The sequence below is a fragment of the Pseudomonas wadenswilerensis genome, from assembly GCF_900497695.1.
In the GTDB taxonomy this organism is placed as follows: Bacteria; Pseudomonadota; Gammaproteobacteria; order Pseudomonadales; family Pseudomonadaceae; genus Aquipseudomonas; species Aquipseudomonas wadenswilerensis.
In genome coordinates this window covers 390,045-403,986 of sequence record NZ_UIDD01000008.1, presented here as the reverse complement: position 1 = coordinate 403,986, position 13,942 = coordinate 390,045, and the positions used below count along the sequence as shown (strand labels likewise).

General features: G+C 63.3%; 15 protein-coding genes. 8 read left to right on the top strand and 7 right to left on the bottom strand.

Annotated features, from left to right (window positions below; translation table 11 throughout):
* Positions 1–32: 32 nt before the first annotated feature.
* The gene (locus tag CCOS864_RS17320) at positions 33–896 is read right to left on the bottom strand and encodes an OST-HTH/LOTUS domain-containing protein (protein ID WP_115087674.1); all 864 of its coding nucleotides are present in this window, start codon (positions 894–896) and stop codon (positions 33–35) included.
* 251 nt (positions 897–1,147) lie between these two features.
* On the opposite strand from CCOS864_RS17320, the gene CCOS864_RS17315 reads away from it, so the two are divergent.
* The gene (locus CCOS864_RS17315; RefSeq protein WP_115087565.1) at positions 1,148–1,762 is read left to right on the top strand and encodes a DJ-1/PfpI family protein; all 615 of its coding nucleotides are present in this window, start codon (positions 1,148–1,150) and stop codon (positions 1,760–1,762) included.
* On the opposite strand, the gene CCOS864_RS17310 is transcribed toward CCOS864_RS17315, so the two are convergent.
* Positions 1,686–2,327 carry a hypothetical protein gene (locus tag CCOS864_RS17310; RefSeq protein ID WP_115087564.1) on the bottom strand — a complete coding sequence of 214 codons (642 nt, stop codon included), beginning with the start codon at positions 2,325–2,327 and terminating at the stop codon, positions 1,686–1,688. The two genes, CCOS864_RS17315 and CCOS864_RS17310, sit on opposite strands and share 77 nt — an antisense overlap.
* Positions 2,328–2,447: 120 nt before the next feature.
* The gene (locus CCOS864_RS17305) at positions 2,448–2,906 is read right to left on the bottom strand and encodes a hypothetical protein (RefSeq protein ID WP_115087563.1); all 459 of its coding nucleotides are present in this window, start codon (positions 2,904–2,906) and stop codon (positions 2,448–2,450) included.
* Between the two features lie 251 nt (positions 2,907–3,157).
* Here CCOS864_RS17305 and CCOS864_RS17295 point away from each other — a divergent pair, with 251 nt between their 5' ends.
* The 7 genes from CCOS864_RS17295 to CCOS864_RS17265 all read left to right on the top strand — a co-directional run bounded on the left by CCOS864_RS17295 (position 3,158) and on the right by CCOS864_RS17265 (position 8,634).
* The gene (locus CCOS864_RS17295) at positions 3,158–3,586 is read left to right on the top strand and encodes a MarR family winged helix-turn-helix transcriptional regulator (protein WP_115087562.1); all 429 of its coding nucleotides are present in this window, start codon (positions 3,158–3,160) and stop codon (positions 3,584–3,586) included.
* Positions 3,587–3,689: 103 nt separating this feature from the next.
* Positions 3,690–4,157 (top strand): multidrug/biocide efflux PACE transporter, encoded by a 468-nt coding sequence (locus CCOS864_RS17290; protein ID WP_166675695.1) that lies wholly within the window; start codon positions 3,690–3,692, stop codon positions 4,155–4,157.
* A gap of 51 nt (positions 4,158–4,208) precedes the next feature.
* Entirely contained in the window at positions 4,209–4,892 is a 684-nt protein-coding gene (locus tag CCOS864_RS17285) for a S24 family peptidase (RefSeq protein ID WP_115087561.1), read from the top strand.
* 113 nt (positions 4,893–5,005) lie between these two features.
* Positions 5,006–5,299, top strand: a complete 294-nt coding sequence (locus tag CCOS864_RS17280; protein WP_115087560.1) for a helix-turn-helix domain-containing protein — start codon at positions 5,006–5,008, stop codon at positions 5,297–5,299.
* 99 nt (positions 5,300–5,398) lie between these two features.
* A complete protein-coding gene (locus CCOS864_RS17275; RefSeq protein WP_115087559.1) occupies positions 5,399–6,688 on the top strand; it encodes an NAD(P)/FAD-dependent oxidoreductase in 1,290 nt (429 codons plus the stop codon).
* Positions 6,689–6,700: 12 nt separating this feature from the next.
* Complete coding sequence (locus CCOS864_RS17270) at positions 6,701–7,258, top strand: helix-turn-helix domain-containing protein (RefSeq protein ID WP_115087558.1); 558 nt, start codon at positions 6,701–6,703, stop codon at positions 7,256–7,258.
* 23 nt (positions 7,259–7,281) lie between these two features.
* Positions 7,282–8,634, top strand: coding sequence for a glutamine synthetase family protein (locus tag CCOS864_RS17265; RefSeq protein ID WP_115087557.1), 1,353 nt, complete (start codon positions 7,282–7,284; stop codon positions 8,632–8,634).
* Positions 8,635–8,733: 99 nt separating this feature from the next.
* Here CCOS864_RS17265 and CCOS864_RS17260 read toward each other — a convergent pair whose 3' ends face one another.
* The 4 genes from CCOS864_RS17260 to CCOS864_RS17245 form a co-directional block, all read right to left on the bottom strand.
* Entirely contained in the window at positions 8,734–10,086 is a 1,353-nt protein-coding gene (locus CCOS864_RS17260; RefSeq protein ID WP_244211936.1) for an MFS transporter, read from the bottom strand.
* Between the two features lie 61 nt (positions 10,087–10,147).
* Positions 10,148–11,356, bottom strand: coding sequence for an acyl-CoA dehydrogenase family protein (locus CCOS864_RS17255; RefSeq protein WP_115087555.1), 1,209 nt, complete (start codon positions 11,354–11,356; stop codon positions 10,148–10,150).
* A gap of 26 nt (positions 11,357–11,382) precedes the next feature.
* A complete protein-coding gene (locus CCOS864_RS17250) occupies positions 11,383–13,044 on the bottom strand; it encodes a dipeptide ABC transporter ATP-binding protein (protein WP_115087554.1) in 1,662 nt (553 codons plus the stop codon).
* Positions 13,041–13,931 (bottom strand): ABC transporter permease, encoded by an 891-nt coding sequence (locus tag CCOS864_RS17245; RefSeq protein ID WP_115087553.1) that lies wholly within the window; start codon positions 13,929–13,931, stop codon positions 13,041–13,043. The genes CCOS864_RS17250 and CCOS864_RS17245 overlap by 4 nt, the downstream gene beginning before the upstream one ends.
* Positions 13,932–13,942 lie beyond the last annotated feature (11 nt).

Here is a 13,942-nt window from a genome sequence, read left to right as displayed (position 1 = left end):
ATTCAACCGGTCGATGCTACACACTAGACCATTCAACTTATCTTGCTGCGATACCAGACGGCAGTAGGTTTATTATCAGCTTGGGATTTTCGTATTTCGAACTGCCGTGACTCGTGCAGGGCATGCCTCCAGCTACTGCAACCGTAGCGCTTGGGCATCTGCTCTGGATAGGTACCGCCAATCCAGCGGATGGCTGCTTCCAGTCGAGTCCAGCCACCTTCGGCAAGCTTGGTTTCGGCTTCACGTAAACAGCGGCATATCCCACTGCCAGGCCAATCGACTGAGCCATCCACCCGGATACCGTCGAACACATCTTCCAATGATTGGCTCTGTATAAACGACGCTATTTTAGCTCGTGCCTCAAACAGGGTTTTGACCCAACATTGCAGATTCAGACAATGCCGATTGATGGTTTCGTAGCTTTCCTCCAGAAAACCATCCGCCGCCTGGCAACCTGATTCAGACCAGAGATCGAAACGCTCAATGAAGTGGTGAACCAGTTTATTGCGCAGGTCAACCAGCTCCTTGAGGTCGGCCTTCATTGCCTCATGGTGCTCGGCTGTCATTTCCAACCGGTATCCATGCCTGAGCCAGATCTGGTCACCGATATTGGCTTGTATCTGTGACTCTTCTTCATTTGGGAGCGGCGGGGTCAGAAAGCTTTCGGTCAATATCCCCATCAACGTACCCATCGTCTTATTTTGGGCACATGCGATCTTTTGCTCACGGATAATAGGCAGCCGATCCGCGGGACCGCTCAGCTCGACATGCGCGACAATGGCTTTCAGCTGCCGTTCGTATTGTTGCAAGCGCAACAGACAGCGTCCGAGCTTGCGCTGCACTATATGTTGAATAGCAGGTACATCATCCGAGGGCATGGTAGTGACTTCATCCATGATTAACGACTCAGGCATAAGTGGTAGGGCTGGAGCGATTCACTGCAATACGCTTGCCCTGCCAGAAGGGCTTGCAACGCGTAAATCGGACGCTTTTCAAACTCAGTGTAGGTTGAGTCAATCCACTCGGTCTTTTTCAACAGAATCGGTCGAATGCGGCCGCTCACGACCCACCGCAATCAACCCGAATCCGTCTTGATGTCTGTTTGATGTAACCGTACGCTAGCAACATTCATGGAGGATTCTGGCTGATGGCACGCGTGGGTTTGATACTGACACCAGGTTTTGCGGACTGGGAATATGCATTCATTGCTGGAACTGGGTCCCCGTTTTACGGGATCGACGTCAGGTTTTTCGCTTCTACTCCAGGGCAGTTCCACTCGCAGGGCGGATTGGCTGTAACGGTCGATAGCAGTTTGCAACAATGCCTGGACTGGAAACCGGACGTTGTTGTGGTCATTGGAGGAATGGCCTGGGAACGTGCAGAAGCACCAGATATTCGGGACTTTCTTCATGCCAGTCGCTCAAGTGGAGCGTCAATTGCCGGCATCTGCGGCGGAACGCTGGCACTTGCGAGGGCCGGACTTCTCGACACGGTTCCTCATACCTCGAACAGCGCTGACTTCTTGCAACAGAATGCCCCGGGTTATGACGGGCGCGCGCTTTATCGAAGCAGTCCAGTCGCGGTGATTGCCGACCGCATCATCACTGCTCCAGGCCCTGCACCCGTTAGCTTCACCTGCGCCGTGTTCGAAGGTGCCGGGCTGTCTTCGGAGCTCATTGCTCAGTTCAGGTCGATGTTGGCAGCGGAACATGAGCCTTGCCCGTGCGCCGATCCAGGGCCTCCATGTCCGCTGGCAGGCTGAAGCGCAAATTACCTTGATCACTGCGCACCTGAGTGCCTTGTGGATAGTGAACAGAGCCGAAGTCGACGGCACGGTTCAAGTAGCCATCCCACATCAGCACATCACCGTCAGGCCCGGTCACGCGCATGCGCAGCCAGCGCAGTTCCATCCCCAGCAGGTGGACCGGTGTATCTTCGGACCTCGCCTCCCATCCTCTCTCGGTGGAAAACACCGTCACCGGCCCCGGCCCCGGCCCCGGCCCCGGCCCCGGCCAGACGATGCCGCCCAAGCGGGTGCCTGGCGCCAGCATGCATTCTTTCAGGCTCCACTCGGAAAACTTGAAATGGGCACCGAACGGAAAGTTGAACTCGACCTTGCCTGCCTCACATTTCCAGCCTTCAAGGTCGTGGGTGGACACGGTCTCGACCGTCGCGTTGCCATGGCTTTGCCACAGTTCTAGACGACGCACGCGCATCCCCATGATAAGGAAAGCCACCAGGCAGGCAATCAGCAGCCAGAGGAAAACCTCGGAGAAAATCAAGATCATGTAGCCGACCGCCATGGCCAGCGGATCGACAGGAATCATGGACGTCCTTGTAAACCTGGAAACTGACCGCGCAGAGTAATCCAGTCTACGGCGCTCTCCCAACTCGGCATGATGCCCCACGACGCCAAAATCTGTCTTCCGACGGTGGGAGCTCCGAGCTTACTGGCCGTGAGGCATAGCCCGCGGCAAGCGGCCGCTTAGGCGCAAGCCATCGCGCACGTTCAGCCCCATCAATGCAAGGTTGGTTGCCCCGGCGACGAGCTCGATGACCTGTACGACGTAGAAACGCGTGTCGAAGCTTCCTGCCGACGCCCATAAGTTGAGTGCAATTGCGCAGGGCACAAGCACCAACAGGCCATTGGCGGAGATGAATGGCATGCGTTTCTTCTTCGCGCTCACCAGGCGCCCTGGTCGAGCCCGACTCAGCAGCATGCCGCTTGCCCCGGCCAGTGCCATCATCGGCACCAGCAGCCAAAGTCCCGGGCTCACGATCAAGTGCTTGAGCTGAGCTATCGAACGCTGGGTTCCCAGGATTTCGACAAGAAGGGTCGATAGAAAGAAAGTAGCGATGCACAGCAGTGCCAGCATGCTGGCTGTCAGGTGGAGTCGTTTGAGCATGTATCGAATACCGTCAGTTAATTGGGCACGGGTTGACCAGTACCGCCGGAGATTCGCTGCACTGGAGCTGCTGCCTGCGGATGGGTGCGACTGGATCAAGTGGATGAATAGAAAGCATGGAGACTTCCAGTCTTGTAAACATGGTGACAACCTGACACCACGCGCCCAACCCTACAAAATTGACATCATCATGTCAATGTGAAAAAGTTCGCGCCATGAACAAGCCAAACCACACCCCCGCTGGACGCGCCATGACCGATCTGGTCCTTGAGCTCTTTCGAGCAAGTGCGCGAATGCTCACCGCAGGCGATCGCCTCGTTGCCGAGACAGGTCTCACGAGCGCCCGTTGGCAGCTGCTTGGAACGATCGTCAATGCCGATCGAGCGCAGCCTGTCTCATGGATTGCCCGCGACATGGGCGCGAACCGCCAGAACGTTCAGCGGATCGTCAACGATCTCGTCAAGGATGGAATGCTGGAATTTCAGCCGAACCCTCACCATCGCAGGGCGCAGCTGGTTGTGCTTACTGACGCTGGAAAACAAGCATTCAATCTTGCAATGAAGCTGCAAGCGCCTTGGATCAACGAGCTTTCGCAGGGTTTGAAGGTCGAAGACATCCAGACGACCTACCAGGTGCTACACCAGCTGCGCAGTCAGCTTGAAGACGAGCAAAGGGACTAACCTGGCAACACCACACCATCGCTTTTTTCGATGGAACCTATTTTCCACATAAGCAAAAAAGCGATGAAAATGACCTCACCGAAACACACCTTCAGGTGAAGTCATGAAACTGCAAGCCACCCAAAAATCCTTCGCTGAACGCATCGTCCACGCCGTCGGCTTTGAAGTCATCGCCGTGCTGATCTGCGCGCCGATCGGCGCCTGGCTGCTCGACCGCTCGATGCTGGAAATGGGCGCGCTGGCGGTGATGCTGTCGACCGTGGCGATGATCTGGAACATGCTCTACAACGCGGCATTCGACCGCCTCTGGCCCGTCAGCCGGGTAGCGCGTACGGTCAAGGTCCGCGCCCTGCACGCCGGCGGCTTTGAAACCGGTTTCGTGCTGATCGGCGTGCCGATTGCCGCGCTGATGCTCGATGTGTCGCTGGTGCAGGCGTTCCTGCTGGAGATCGGCTTCTTCGCCTTCATGCTGCCCTACACCATGGCCTACAACTGGGGCTATGACCTGCTGCGTCAGCGCCTGATGAGCGCACCGGTCAGCGCGGTACAGGCACAACAAACACGCGGGTAAAGTTGTGCCGGGCTCTTTAGCATCGAGCTAAATAGTGGCATTCTGCACCCCATGGACATCTACGCAATTCGCAAGAGCAATCTGCTGCAATTGATCGGTACCCAGCGCAAGGCCAGTTGTGCCGAGCGCTGGGGCATGAGCCCGGCGCACCTGAGCCAGATTCTCTCGACCCGCACGGAAAAAAACCTCGGTGATGAAGTCGCCCGGCGCATCGAGCAGGCCGAGCACTTGCCCGCGGGCTGGATGGATGTGCTGCAAGGCGAAGCTGGCGTACCTGCCAGCAGCGGCACGGCGCTGAGCAGCGAGTTCGTCAGCATCGCCCACTTCGACATCCGCGGCTCCATGGGCAACGGCAACACGCCGCCAGCCCACGTCGAGGTGATCCGTGAGCTGACCGTGCACCTGGACTGGCTGCGCGGCCAGGGCATCAGCTTTTCCGGCGCGCACAACCTGGCAATCATCAGCGGCGATGGCGACAGCATGGCCGGCACGTTCAACGACGGCGACGCGTTGCTGGTCGACCGCGGCATCAACGAGGTGCGCAGCGATGCCATCTACGTCTTCAGCCTCGACGGCGACCTGTTCGTCAAACGCCTGCAGCGCCTGATCGATGGCACCTTGCGGATGATTTCCGACAACCCGCTGTACCCGCCGGTGCTGATCGAGGGTGCGGCGCTGGAAAAACTGCACATTCATGGCCGCGTGCTACTAGTTTGGAACGCGCGAAGAGTATGATGGCAAAACAACCGACCGCTCTGGTCGGTTAATGAACACTAGACAACAGCAGTAGGATGTAGCGATTCCAGCAACGGATTGCTCGACCGAATCCGTGTGACTGAGATCGAATCATGAGCGGTAATCTGTGGGTGTGGGAAGAAGAAGAGCTGCTGGCCCTGCGCAAGGCATTTGCCGCACTCAAGGCCGGGCAGCGCCAGGCCGACCGGGTCTCCCAGCGGCGTATGGCCGCGGAGCTCGGGGTCAGTGTGACCACCCTCAATGCCTACATGACCGGCAAGCGCGCGCTGGACATGAAGTTCGCGCTGATGTTCGAGCGCCTCACCGGTATCCCCACGCGCAGCTACAGCCCACGCCTGGCTGACGAAATCGAAAGCACCCGGCACCATCACAAACCTGCGGTCTAGAGCCGCCGGGCTGATTGCATCCGGGCTTCGCTTGGCCCTGTGAAATTTATCTGGTAGTTTTTCATGAAAAAATACCAATAAAAATTCATGAGGTCCGTCGTGTTCAAGCAATCCGCCCAGCATGTCGCCAGCTATTACGCCCAGACCTACCCCGCCCCTATCCCTCTGCGCCCTACCCTGCAGGAACGCCTGGATACCGAGGTGCTGATCATCGGCGCCGGTTTCAGCGGCCTGCACACCGCCCTGCGCCTGGCTCTGGCCGGCAAGCGGGTGATTTTGGTGGAAGCCAGCCGGGTGGCCTGGGCGGCGTCCGGGCGTAACGGCGGTCAGGCGTTGCTGGGCTGGTCGTGCGACATGGCGCCACTGGAGAAATCCCTTGGTCAGGAACGCGCACGGCGCCTGTGGGACAGCATGCGCTGGGCCGCCAGTGAGATGCGCGAGCTGCCCGAACGCCACGGCTTTGAGGTCGACTACCGGCGCGGCAGCTTATGGGCCGCAGTCCTGCCCCGGCGCGTGGCCATGCTCCATGCGGCCCGGCACGAGGCCGAAATGAAATGGGGCTATGACCCGCTACGGGTAATCGAGCGCGACGAGTTGCCCGAGTGGATCGGCAGCCCGCGCTACCAGGCTGCGCTGTATGACGCCGAAGGTGCCCACCTCAACCCGCTGAAGCTGGCCCAGGGCCTGGCCAGCGCCATCGAAGCGGCCGGCGGGCGGATCTTCGAACAGAGCCGGGTGCTCAGCTACCGCGATACCCCGGCAGGCTTTGTCGCCCGTACCGACCAGGGCGAGATCCGCAGTGATGTGCTGGTGCTGGCCTGCAACGCCTACATCGACCAGCTCGACCGCCCGCTGTCACAACGCCTGCTGCCGGTGGGTTCCTATCAGGTGGCCACCGCGCCCCTGGACCCGGCCCTGGCCCGTTCGCTGCTGCCACAGAACAGTTGCGTGATCGACAACCAGTTCGTCCCCGACTACTTCCGCCTGACCCCGGACCAGCGCCTGCTGTTCGGCGGCGGTTGCACCTACCTGGGCGGTATCCCCAAGGACGTTGCCGCTGCCACCCGCCCGGTCTTGGAACGAGCCTTCCCGCAGTTGCAAGGCGTGCAGATCGACTATGCCTGGGGCGGCCATATCGACTGCAGCCTGCGCCGCACCCCGGACATCGGCCGCCAGGGCCAGCGCTACTGGCTGCAGGGCTTCTCCGGCCATGGCGTACTGCCAACCCTGGCCGGCGCCCGGGCGGTCAGCGACGCCATTCTGGGCGACAACCATTTGCTGGACCTGTACCAGGCCATCGACAACGGCCGCTTCCCTGGCGGCGACCTGCTCGCTGCCCCGCTGGAAGCGGCAGCCAAGGCCTGGTACCGCCTGCGCGACACTATTTGAGAGGGCCCACCCATGGACATGCAGGAAGAAATCGAAAGCCTGGCGATCCTCATCCGCGACCTGCGCAAGCATCGCAACCTGACCCTCGGCGAGCTGGCCGACCGCATCGACCGCTCGGTGGGTTTCCTGTCCCAGGTCGAGCGTGGCCTGTCGCGCCCGACCGTGGCCGACCTTACCGCCATCAGCGAAACCCTGTGCGTGCCCACCACCTACTTCTACAACCTGAGCAAGCCGCGCGAAGTGGACTGGGTCACCCGCCCCGGTGAGCGGCGCACCCTGTACTACGCCGCCGGGATTACCGACGTGCTGGTCTCGCCCAAGCTCAACGGTGGCTTTTCGATGCTCGAAAGCCACCTGGCGCCGGGCGCCAGCAGCGGTGACGGGCACCTGGACGACAGCTCCGAGCAAGGTGGTTTTGTGCTCGAAGGCGAATTGAGCATCTGGCTCGATGACGCTGAGATGCCGGTCACCCTGCAGGCCAACGACAGCTTCCAGCTGCCACCGCACAGCCAGTTCCGCTACGCCAACCTGACCGAACACACTACCCGGGTGCTCTGGGTATTCCGTTGAAACCAAGCGCAGGATCGCACGTGATGACAACAATAAAAGACTGCCCTGATCTGCTTAGTGAAGTACGCGCATTTCGCGCCGAGCATCCTCAGGTGCGTTATGTCGACCTGATCAGCCTGGACATCCCCGGGCATTTTTATGGCAAGCGCTACCCGATCGACATGCTCGAAAAAGTCGCTGCCGGCAGTGCCCTGAAACTGCCGCAGAACTGCGTTTTGCTGGGTGTCCAGGGCGGCCTGCACCCGATTGGCGACTACTGCTTCAACGACGGTGACCCCGATGCGCCACGGCGGCTGATTCCCGGCACCCTCAAGCCGGTGCGCTGGGAGAACCAGCCGCTGGGGCAAATGCTGATCAGCTCCGACGGCACCGCCGCACCGATCGAGTTCGAGCCCCGCGAAGTGCTGGCCCGGGTGCTGCAGCGCCTGGAGCGTCGCGGCATTCGCCCGGTGGTGGCCTTCGAGCTGGAGTTCTACCTGTTCGACCGCACGCTGAAAGACGGCCTACCGCAGTTCCCCCGCGACCCGTTCAGCGGTGATCCGGACGACCAGCCAAACATGCACATCGAACGCCTGTCGCGTTACTCCGACGTGCTGCGAGAGATGGTCGAAGCCGCCAACGAGCAAGGCGTGGACGCCAACGTGATCACCGCAGAACTGGGCCCCGGGCAGTTCGAGATCAACTTCGGCCACTGTGACGACGGCCTGCGCGCCGCCGACTGGGCCGCACTGTTCTGCCGCAGCACGCGTGGCGTGGCGCTCAAGCACGGCATGCGCGCCAGTTTCATGAGCAAACCCTACCTGGACGCGCCGGGCAGCGGCATGCACGTGCATGTCAGCCTCTACGACCAGCAGGGCAACAACCTGCTGGCCGCCGATGCCCAGCGCCCGCTGCGCCATGCCGTGGCCGGTTGCCTGGAACTGCTGCCGCAGTGCATGCCGATCTTCGCGGCCAACCACAATGCCATGCGTCGCTATGGTGCCATGGTCAACGCGGCGAGCCGTGCCAGCTGGGGCTTTGAAGACCGCGACGCGTGCATCCGCATCCCCGAATCGGACCCGCGCAACCTGCGCATCGAACACCGCCTGGCCGGCGCCGATGCCAACCCGTACCTGGTGCTGGCGGCGATTCTCAGTGGCATGGAGCATGGCCTGGAGGCCGGCCAGGAGCCGATTGCACCGCTCAACGACGACCGCAGCAGCGGCATCGATTTTCCCAAGGACATGCTGGCGGCGGTGGCGGCCATGCGTCATCACCCGGTGGTCAATGAGCGGCTGGGCAGTGAGTTCGTCATGGTCTATTGCGAGAACAAGCGGCAGGACCACCTGGCGTTCATGCATGAGGTGAGTGCGCGGGAGTATCGCTGGTTTCTCTAGGCTGTACCGGCCCTATCGCGGGGCAAGCCCGCTCCCACAGGATTGATGCAAGACCTGTGGGAGCGGGCTTGCCCCGCGATCGCAATCCGGGCGACAAGATCAGCGGTAGATCTCACTTCCCGCATCCGGCGCCAGCGTGCGGAACACCAGCGCCGAGGCCATGCATGCCAGCGCACTCACGCCAATCACCAGGGCAATGTCCGCCACCCCCACCTGCTGCGCGCCCTTCACGCTCATCAACAGACTCAGCAGCGAAGCCGCCATCCCTACCGACAAGCTCATGGTCAACTGCACCGTCGCCGCCGACAGGCTGCTGGCCCGGCTGTGCAACTCGGCCGGCACATCGGCATAGGTCAAGCCGCCCATGGCACTGAACTGCAAGGAGCGGATCAGGCCGCTGGCGAACAGGATCAACACCACCAGCCAGTACGGCGTGTCGAGGTTGAAACTGGCGCAGGCGCCCAGGCTCAAGCCGGTCAACAACGCATTGAAGCTCAAGGTGCGGCGAAAGCCGAAGCGGCGCACGATGCGCACCGCCAGCAGCTTGACCACAAAGGCACCAACGCCGCCGGTAAAGGTCAGCAAGCCGGCCTGCAAGGGGCTCAGGCCAAAGCACAGCTGAAACAGCAAGACCATCAAGAACGGCTGCGCCGCCGTCCCCAGGCGGAACAGGTTGCCGCCCCAGAAGCTCAGGGCAAAACTGCGCACGCGCAAGGGTGCAAAGTCCAGCAGCGGCTGAGCGCAGCGCCGGGCATGACGCACATACAGCAGCGCTGCCAGCCCCCCGAGCAGCAGCAACAGCACCACCCAACGCCGCGCCAGCAAGCCGTGGCCCAGGGCTTCAGAACCGAACACCAGTGACGCCAAGGCCACACTGGCCAGCAGCAAGCCTCGCACATCCAGGCGTTGCTGACTGTCGCCGGGATAATCGGGGATATAGCGCAGCACCAGGTAAACCCCAAGCAGGCCGATGGGCAAGTTGACCAGGAAGATCCATTGCCATGACAGCAGGGTCACCAGCAAACCACCCAGGGGTGGGCCGAGCATTGGCCCCACCAGCGGCGGGATGGTCAGGTAGGACATGTTGCGCAGCAGGTGCTCACGCGGCGACCAGCGCAGCAGGATCATCAACCCCACCGGCACCATCATCGCCCCCGCTGCGCCCTGGCACAGGCGCGCCAGGCACAGCTGCAGCAGCGAGCCCGCCAGGGCGCAGGCCAGTGACGACAGGGTAAACAGGACGATGGCCAGGACGAACAGCCGCCGTGACCCATAGCGGTCCGCCGCCCAGCCACTGACCGGCACCGCCAGCGCGGCCGCAAGCATGTACAGCGACACCACCAGGTTCATGCGCACACTCGGGGCGCCGAACTCGCTGGCCATCTGCGGCAAGGCGGTCATGACCACGGTGGAATCGATCAGCTCCATCAGCAGCGCACAGCCGATGATCATCGGTACCCGCCGTGAGTGCCGGGTGCTGTGGCTCAGCAATGGCGCCTGCACGCTGCCCAAGTCAGAACAACCCCGAGGTCGGTGGTGGCGTGCCGGTCAGCTGCCAAGCGCCCACCGCCGCGGCTTTCCAGTGCCGTGGGTTGTGGTTGGCGACCGTGCGCGCATTGCGCCAGTGACGGTCGAGGTTGTGGCTTCGACCGGTGGTCGAGGCGCCGCCGACGTCGAACAGCAGTTCGGCGGCCTTGAGCGCCGATTCGGCGGCGATGTACTGCGCCTGGGCGACGTCGATGGCGGCCTGGTCGACCTGCTGCGGGTCGAGGCCCGCGGCCCAGGCACGGTCGATGGACGCGGCGGCGCGCAATACCACAGCCTCGGCGGTAAAGGCGCGGGCGGCGATTTCACCGACGCTGAGCTGCACGTAGGGGTCATCCACCGAACGCGTGGCGCTGCTGTGCTTGATCGGCCGTGCGTGCTCGCGGGCAAACCGGGTGGCATCGTCCAGAGCGTTACGGGCGATACCGGCCTGCACCGTGGCCAGAAACAGCTGCAGGAACGGCGTGACGATGGTGCGCTTGCCCTCCTCCACGGTGCGCGTGCGGATCTCGTCGGCGTACACCAGCACATCGTTCAGGCGCGTAGTGCCGCTGGCGGTCAGGCGCTGGCCCATGGCGTCGAAATCGTCGAGCAGCTCCAGGCCCTGGCGCTCGCGCGGCAGCACGAACGACACCGGCTGATCGTTTTCGTCCAGGGCCACGGCGCTGACCCAGTCGGCGTACAGCGAACCGGTGCTGTAGTACTTGCTGCCGCTGGCGCGGTAATGCTCGCCGTCACGCACGATGCGCGCACTGATCGCGCCATTGGCGCCGCCCACTTCCCAACCGGCGTTACCCAGCACCGCGCCTTGCAGGTAGCGGGCGAACCAGCGCTGGCGCTCGGCCTCGGCGCCGTCAGCGGTTGAAGACAACAGCCCCTCGATGAAGCCAAAGCCCGGACGCAACGCCTGGGCGACGTTGGAGTCCACCGAGGCGATGCGCAGCAGCAGGCCGATCACATCGCTGACACTACCACCCGGGCCGCCATAGGCCTCGGGAATGCGGCAGGTGTAGAGCCCGGCCTGGGCAATCTGGCGCACCGCTTCATAGGGCAGCTGGCGCTCGCGCTCACGTTGCGCGGCACCAGCGGCAATCAGCGGCAGGAGGTTCTCGGTATTGCCCTTGAGGTCGTCGAGGTTGCGGCGATCAAACTGGGGGACTGCAGATAAACCAGGCATGGACTTTCCTTGTGCGGATCAGGCGATCAGATCGCCAGGCGGAGAAATTCGAAACTGACCTTGCGGCCGCTTTCCAGGTGCGGAATGGCGTCGAGCAAGGCACGGGTATAGGGGTGTTGCGGGCGGTCGAAGACATCGCGCACGGCGCCGCTTTCCACCGCCACGCCGTCTTTCATCACCAGCACCTGGTCGCTGACATGGTTGATCACCCCGAGGTCGTGGGAGATGAACAGGCAGGCCAGGCCCAGGCGCTGCTTGAGGTCGTCGAGCAGCTCGAGGATCTGCGCCTGCACCGACACATCCAGCGCCGACACCGGCTCGTCGCACACCAGGATCTGCGGCTGCGCGGCCAGGGCACGGGCGATGGCGATGCGCTGCCGCTGGCCGCCAGACAGCTCGAGCGGGCGCCGTTCCAGCAGGCTTTCGTCGAGGCGCACCAGCTTCAGCAGTTCGACGGCCTGCGGGCGCCACTGCCCGCGCAGGTGCCCGGCCACTTGCAGCGCCTCGAACAACACCCGCTGCACGGTGTAGCGCGGGTCGAAGGAACTCAGCGGGTCCTGGAACACCACCTGGATACTGCGGCGCAACTGGCGTTTCTCCTGGTCATCGAGTTGCAACCAGGGCCGGCCCTTGATCTGGATCTCACCGCTGTCGGGGGTTTCCAGGCCGAGGATCATCCTGGTGAGGGTGGTCTTGCCCGAGCCCGACTCGCCGACGATGCCCAAGGTGCGGCCCTTGTGCAGTTGCAGCGAGACCTTGTCGACCACGGTGCGCAAGTTGCCGTCCGGGCCCTTGAAGGCCTTGCTCAGTTGCTGCACCTGCAGCAGCGGCGCGCTGGTTTCCACCACGGGCGGCGCCACGGCGGCCAGCTTTGGTGCCTGGGGCCGGCGAAAATGCACGGCGGCGCCGGCCTTGAGCAGGTACTGGGTGTAGGGGTGCTGCGGGTCTTGCAGCACCGCCTCGACACTGCCCTGCTCGACGATCACGCCGTTGTGCATCACCGCCACCCGGTTGGCCAGGCGCGAAACCACCGCCAGGTCATGGCTGACGATCAGCATCGCCGTGCTGTCGCCGCGCAGGGATTCGAGCAGGCTCAATACCTGGGCCTGCACCGTGGCATCCAGCGCCGTGGTCGGCTCGTCGGCAATCAACAGGCGCGGGTTGCAGGCGATGGCCGAGGCGATCAGCGCGCGCTGGCGCAAGCCGCCGGAGAGCTGCCAGGGGTACTGGCGGGCGCGCAGCTCAGGTTCCGGCACGCCGACCGCGCGCAGCAGCTCCAGCACTCGCGCCTGGCGTTGTGCGCGACTCAGGTCGCTGTGCAGTTGCAGCGGTTCGGCAATCTCCTTGCCCACCGGGCGCAGGGGGTCGAGCGAGCCCAGCGCGTCCTGCATGACGAAACCGATCTGCGCGCCGCGCACCCGGCGCCAGGCGCGCTCGTCGAACTGGCGCAGGTCCTGCCCGGCGAAGGCCAGGCGGCTGGCCTGCACCTGCGCATGGGCACCGGTAAGCCCGGCCAGGGTGCGCGAGGTGACGCTCTTGCCCGAGCCCGACTCACCCACCAGCGCTAGGCATTCACCTTGCTCCACGGTGAAACTGATGCCCTTGAGTACCGGCGCGCCCTGGCCGAAACGCACCTGCAAGTCGCTGACTTCGATCAGCGGCGCAGGGTGTTGGATAACAGCGGTCATAGGCGTTTACCTTCGTTGCGGCGCAGCAGTTCGCGGCCAATGGCAGTGATCGAAACCACGGTGAGGGTGATGGCCAAGGCCGGCCAGGCCACCAGCCACCAGGCGTTGGCCAGGTAGTTGCGGCCGATGGCGAGCATGCCGCCCCACTCCGGCTCCGGCGGCGGCGCGCCAAAGCCGAGAAAGCTCAGGGCGGCGCCGGCGACGATGGTGCTGCCGATGCCGATGGTGGCGAGAATCAAAATCGGTTTGATCGCATTGGGCAGCACATGCCGCCAGATCACCTGGCGCCGTGGCAGGCCGAGGGTGGTGGCCGCCTCGACATAGCCGGCATTGCGCACCACCAGGGTTTGCGCGCGCACCAGGCGCGCATAGCGCGGCACGCTGGCGATGCCCACGGCGATGATGGTGTTGAGCGCGCCCTGGCCGAAAAAGGTGATGATCACCAGCGCCAGCAGCAGGTCGGGAAAGGCCAGCAGCACATCGACCAGGCGCATCACCGCGCCGTCGACCAGCCGTGGGCCAAGGCCGGCCAGCAGCCCCAGCACGGTGCCGAGCAACAGCCCCAGCGCCGTGGCACTCAGGCCCAGCACCAGCGACGGGCGCACGGCGTATACCAGCCGCGCGAGGATGTCGCGGCCGTTCTCGTCAGTGCCCAGCCAGTGCAGGCTGCTGGGCGCCTGGAAGGCCTGGCGGGCGCTGGCGTCGAGCGGGTCGGCGGACACCAGCCAGCCCGGCTGCAGCGCCGCCAGTACCAGCAGCGCGACGAACAGCGCAGCCAGCAGCAGCCCCGGGCGCAAGGCCAGTTGCCGACGGCTGGCAAAGCGCGCCTGGGCCTGGATCAGGCCGTTGACGGGCAGCACCGCCGCCGTTGAATTGATCGGCGCCATCGGGCACCTCC

Excerpts from the sequence above, each read along its gene's own strand:
- CCOS864_RS17310 (WP_115087564.1), bottom strand. The coding sequence starts at position 2,327 with ATGATTCCTGTCGATCCGCTGGCCATGGCGGTCGGCTACATGATCTTG.
- CCOS864_RS17280 (WP_115087560.1), top strand. The coding sequence starts at position 5,006 with ATGAGCGGTAATCTGTGGGTGTGGGAAGAAGAAGAGCTGCTGGCCCTG.
- CCOS864_RS17290 (WP_166675695.1), top strand. The coding sequence starts at position 3,690 with ATGAAACTGCAAGCCACCCAAAAATCCTTCGCTGAACGCATCGTCCAC.
- CCOS864_RS17320 (WP_115087674.1), bottom strand. The coding sequence starts at position 896 with ATGGATGAAGTCACTACCATGCCCTCGGATGATGTACCTGCTATTCAA.
- CCOS864_RS17305 (WP_115087563.1), bottom strand. The coding sequence starts at position 2,906 with ATGCTCAAACGACTCCACCTGACAGCCAGCATGCTGGCACTGCTGTGC.
- CCOS864_RS17265 (WP_115087557.1), top strand. The coding sequence starts at position 7,282 with ATGACAACAATAAAAGACTGCCCTGATCTGCTTAGTGAAGTACGCGCA.
- CCOS864_RS17295 (WP_115087562.1), top strand. The coding sequence starts at position 3,158 with ATGACCGATCTGGTCCTTGAGCTCTTTCGAGCAAGTGCGCGAATGCTC.
- CCOS864_RS17270 (WP_115087558.1), top strand. The coding sequence starts at position 6,701 with ATGGACATGCAGGAAGAAATCGAAAGCCTGGCGATCCTCATCCGCGAC.
- CCOS864_RS17315 (WP_115087565.1), top strand. The coding sequence starts at position 1,148 with ATGGCACGCGTGGGTTTGATACTGACACCAGGTTTTGCGGACTGGGAA.
- CCOS864_RS17285 (WP_115087561.1), top strand. The coding sequence starts at position 4,209 with ATGGACATCTACGCAATTCGCAAGAGCAATCTGCTGCAATTGATCGGT.
- CCOS864_RS17260 (WP_244211936.1), bottom strand. The coding sequence starts at position 10,086 with ATGATCATCGGCTGTGCGCTGCTGATGGAGCTGATCGATTCCACCGTG.
- CCOS864_RS17255 (WP_115087555.1), bottom strand. The coding sequence starts at position 11,356 with ATGCCTGGTTTATCTGCAGTCCCCCAGTTTGATCGCCGCAACCTCGAC.
- CCOS864_RS17250 (WP_115087554.1), bottom strand. The coding sequence starts at position 13,044 with ATGACCGCTGTTATCCAACACCCTGCGCCGCTGATCGAAGTCAGCGAC.
- CCOS864_RS17245 (WP_115087553.1), bottom strand. The coding sequence starts at position 13,931 with ATGGCGCCGATCAATTCAACGGCGGCGGTGCTGCCCGTCAACGGCCTG.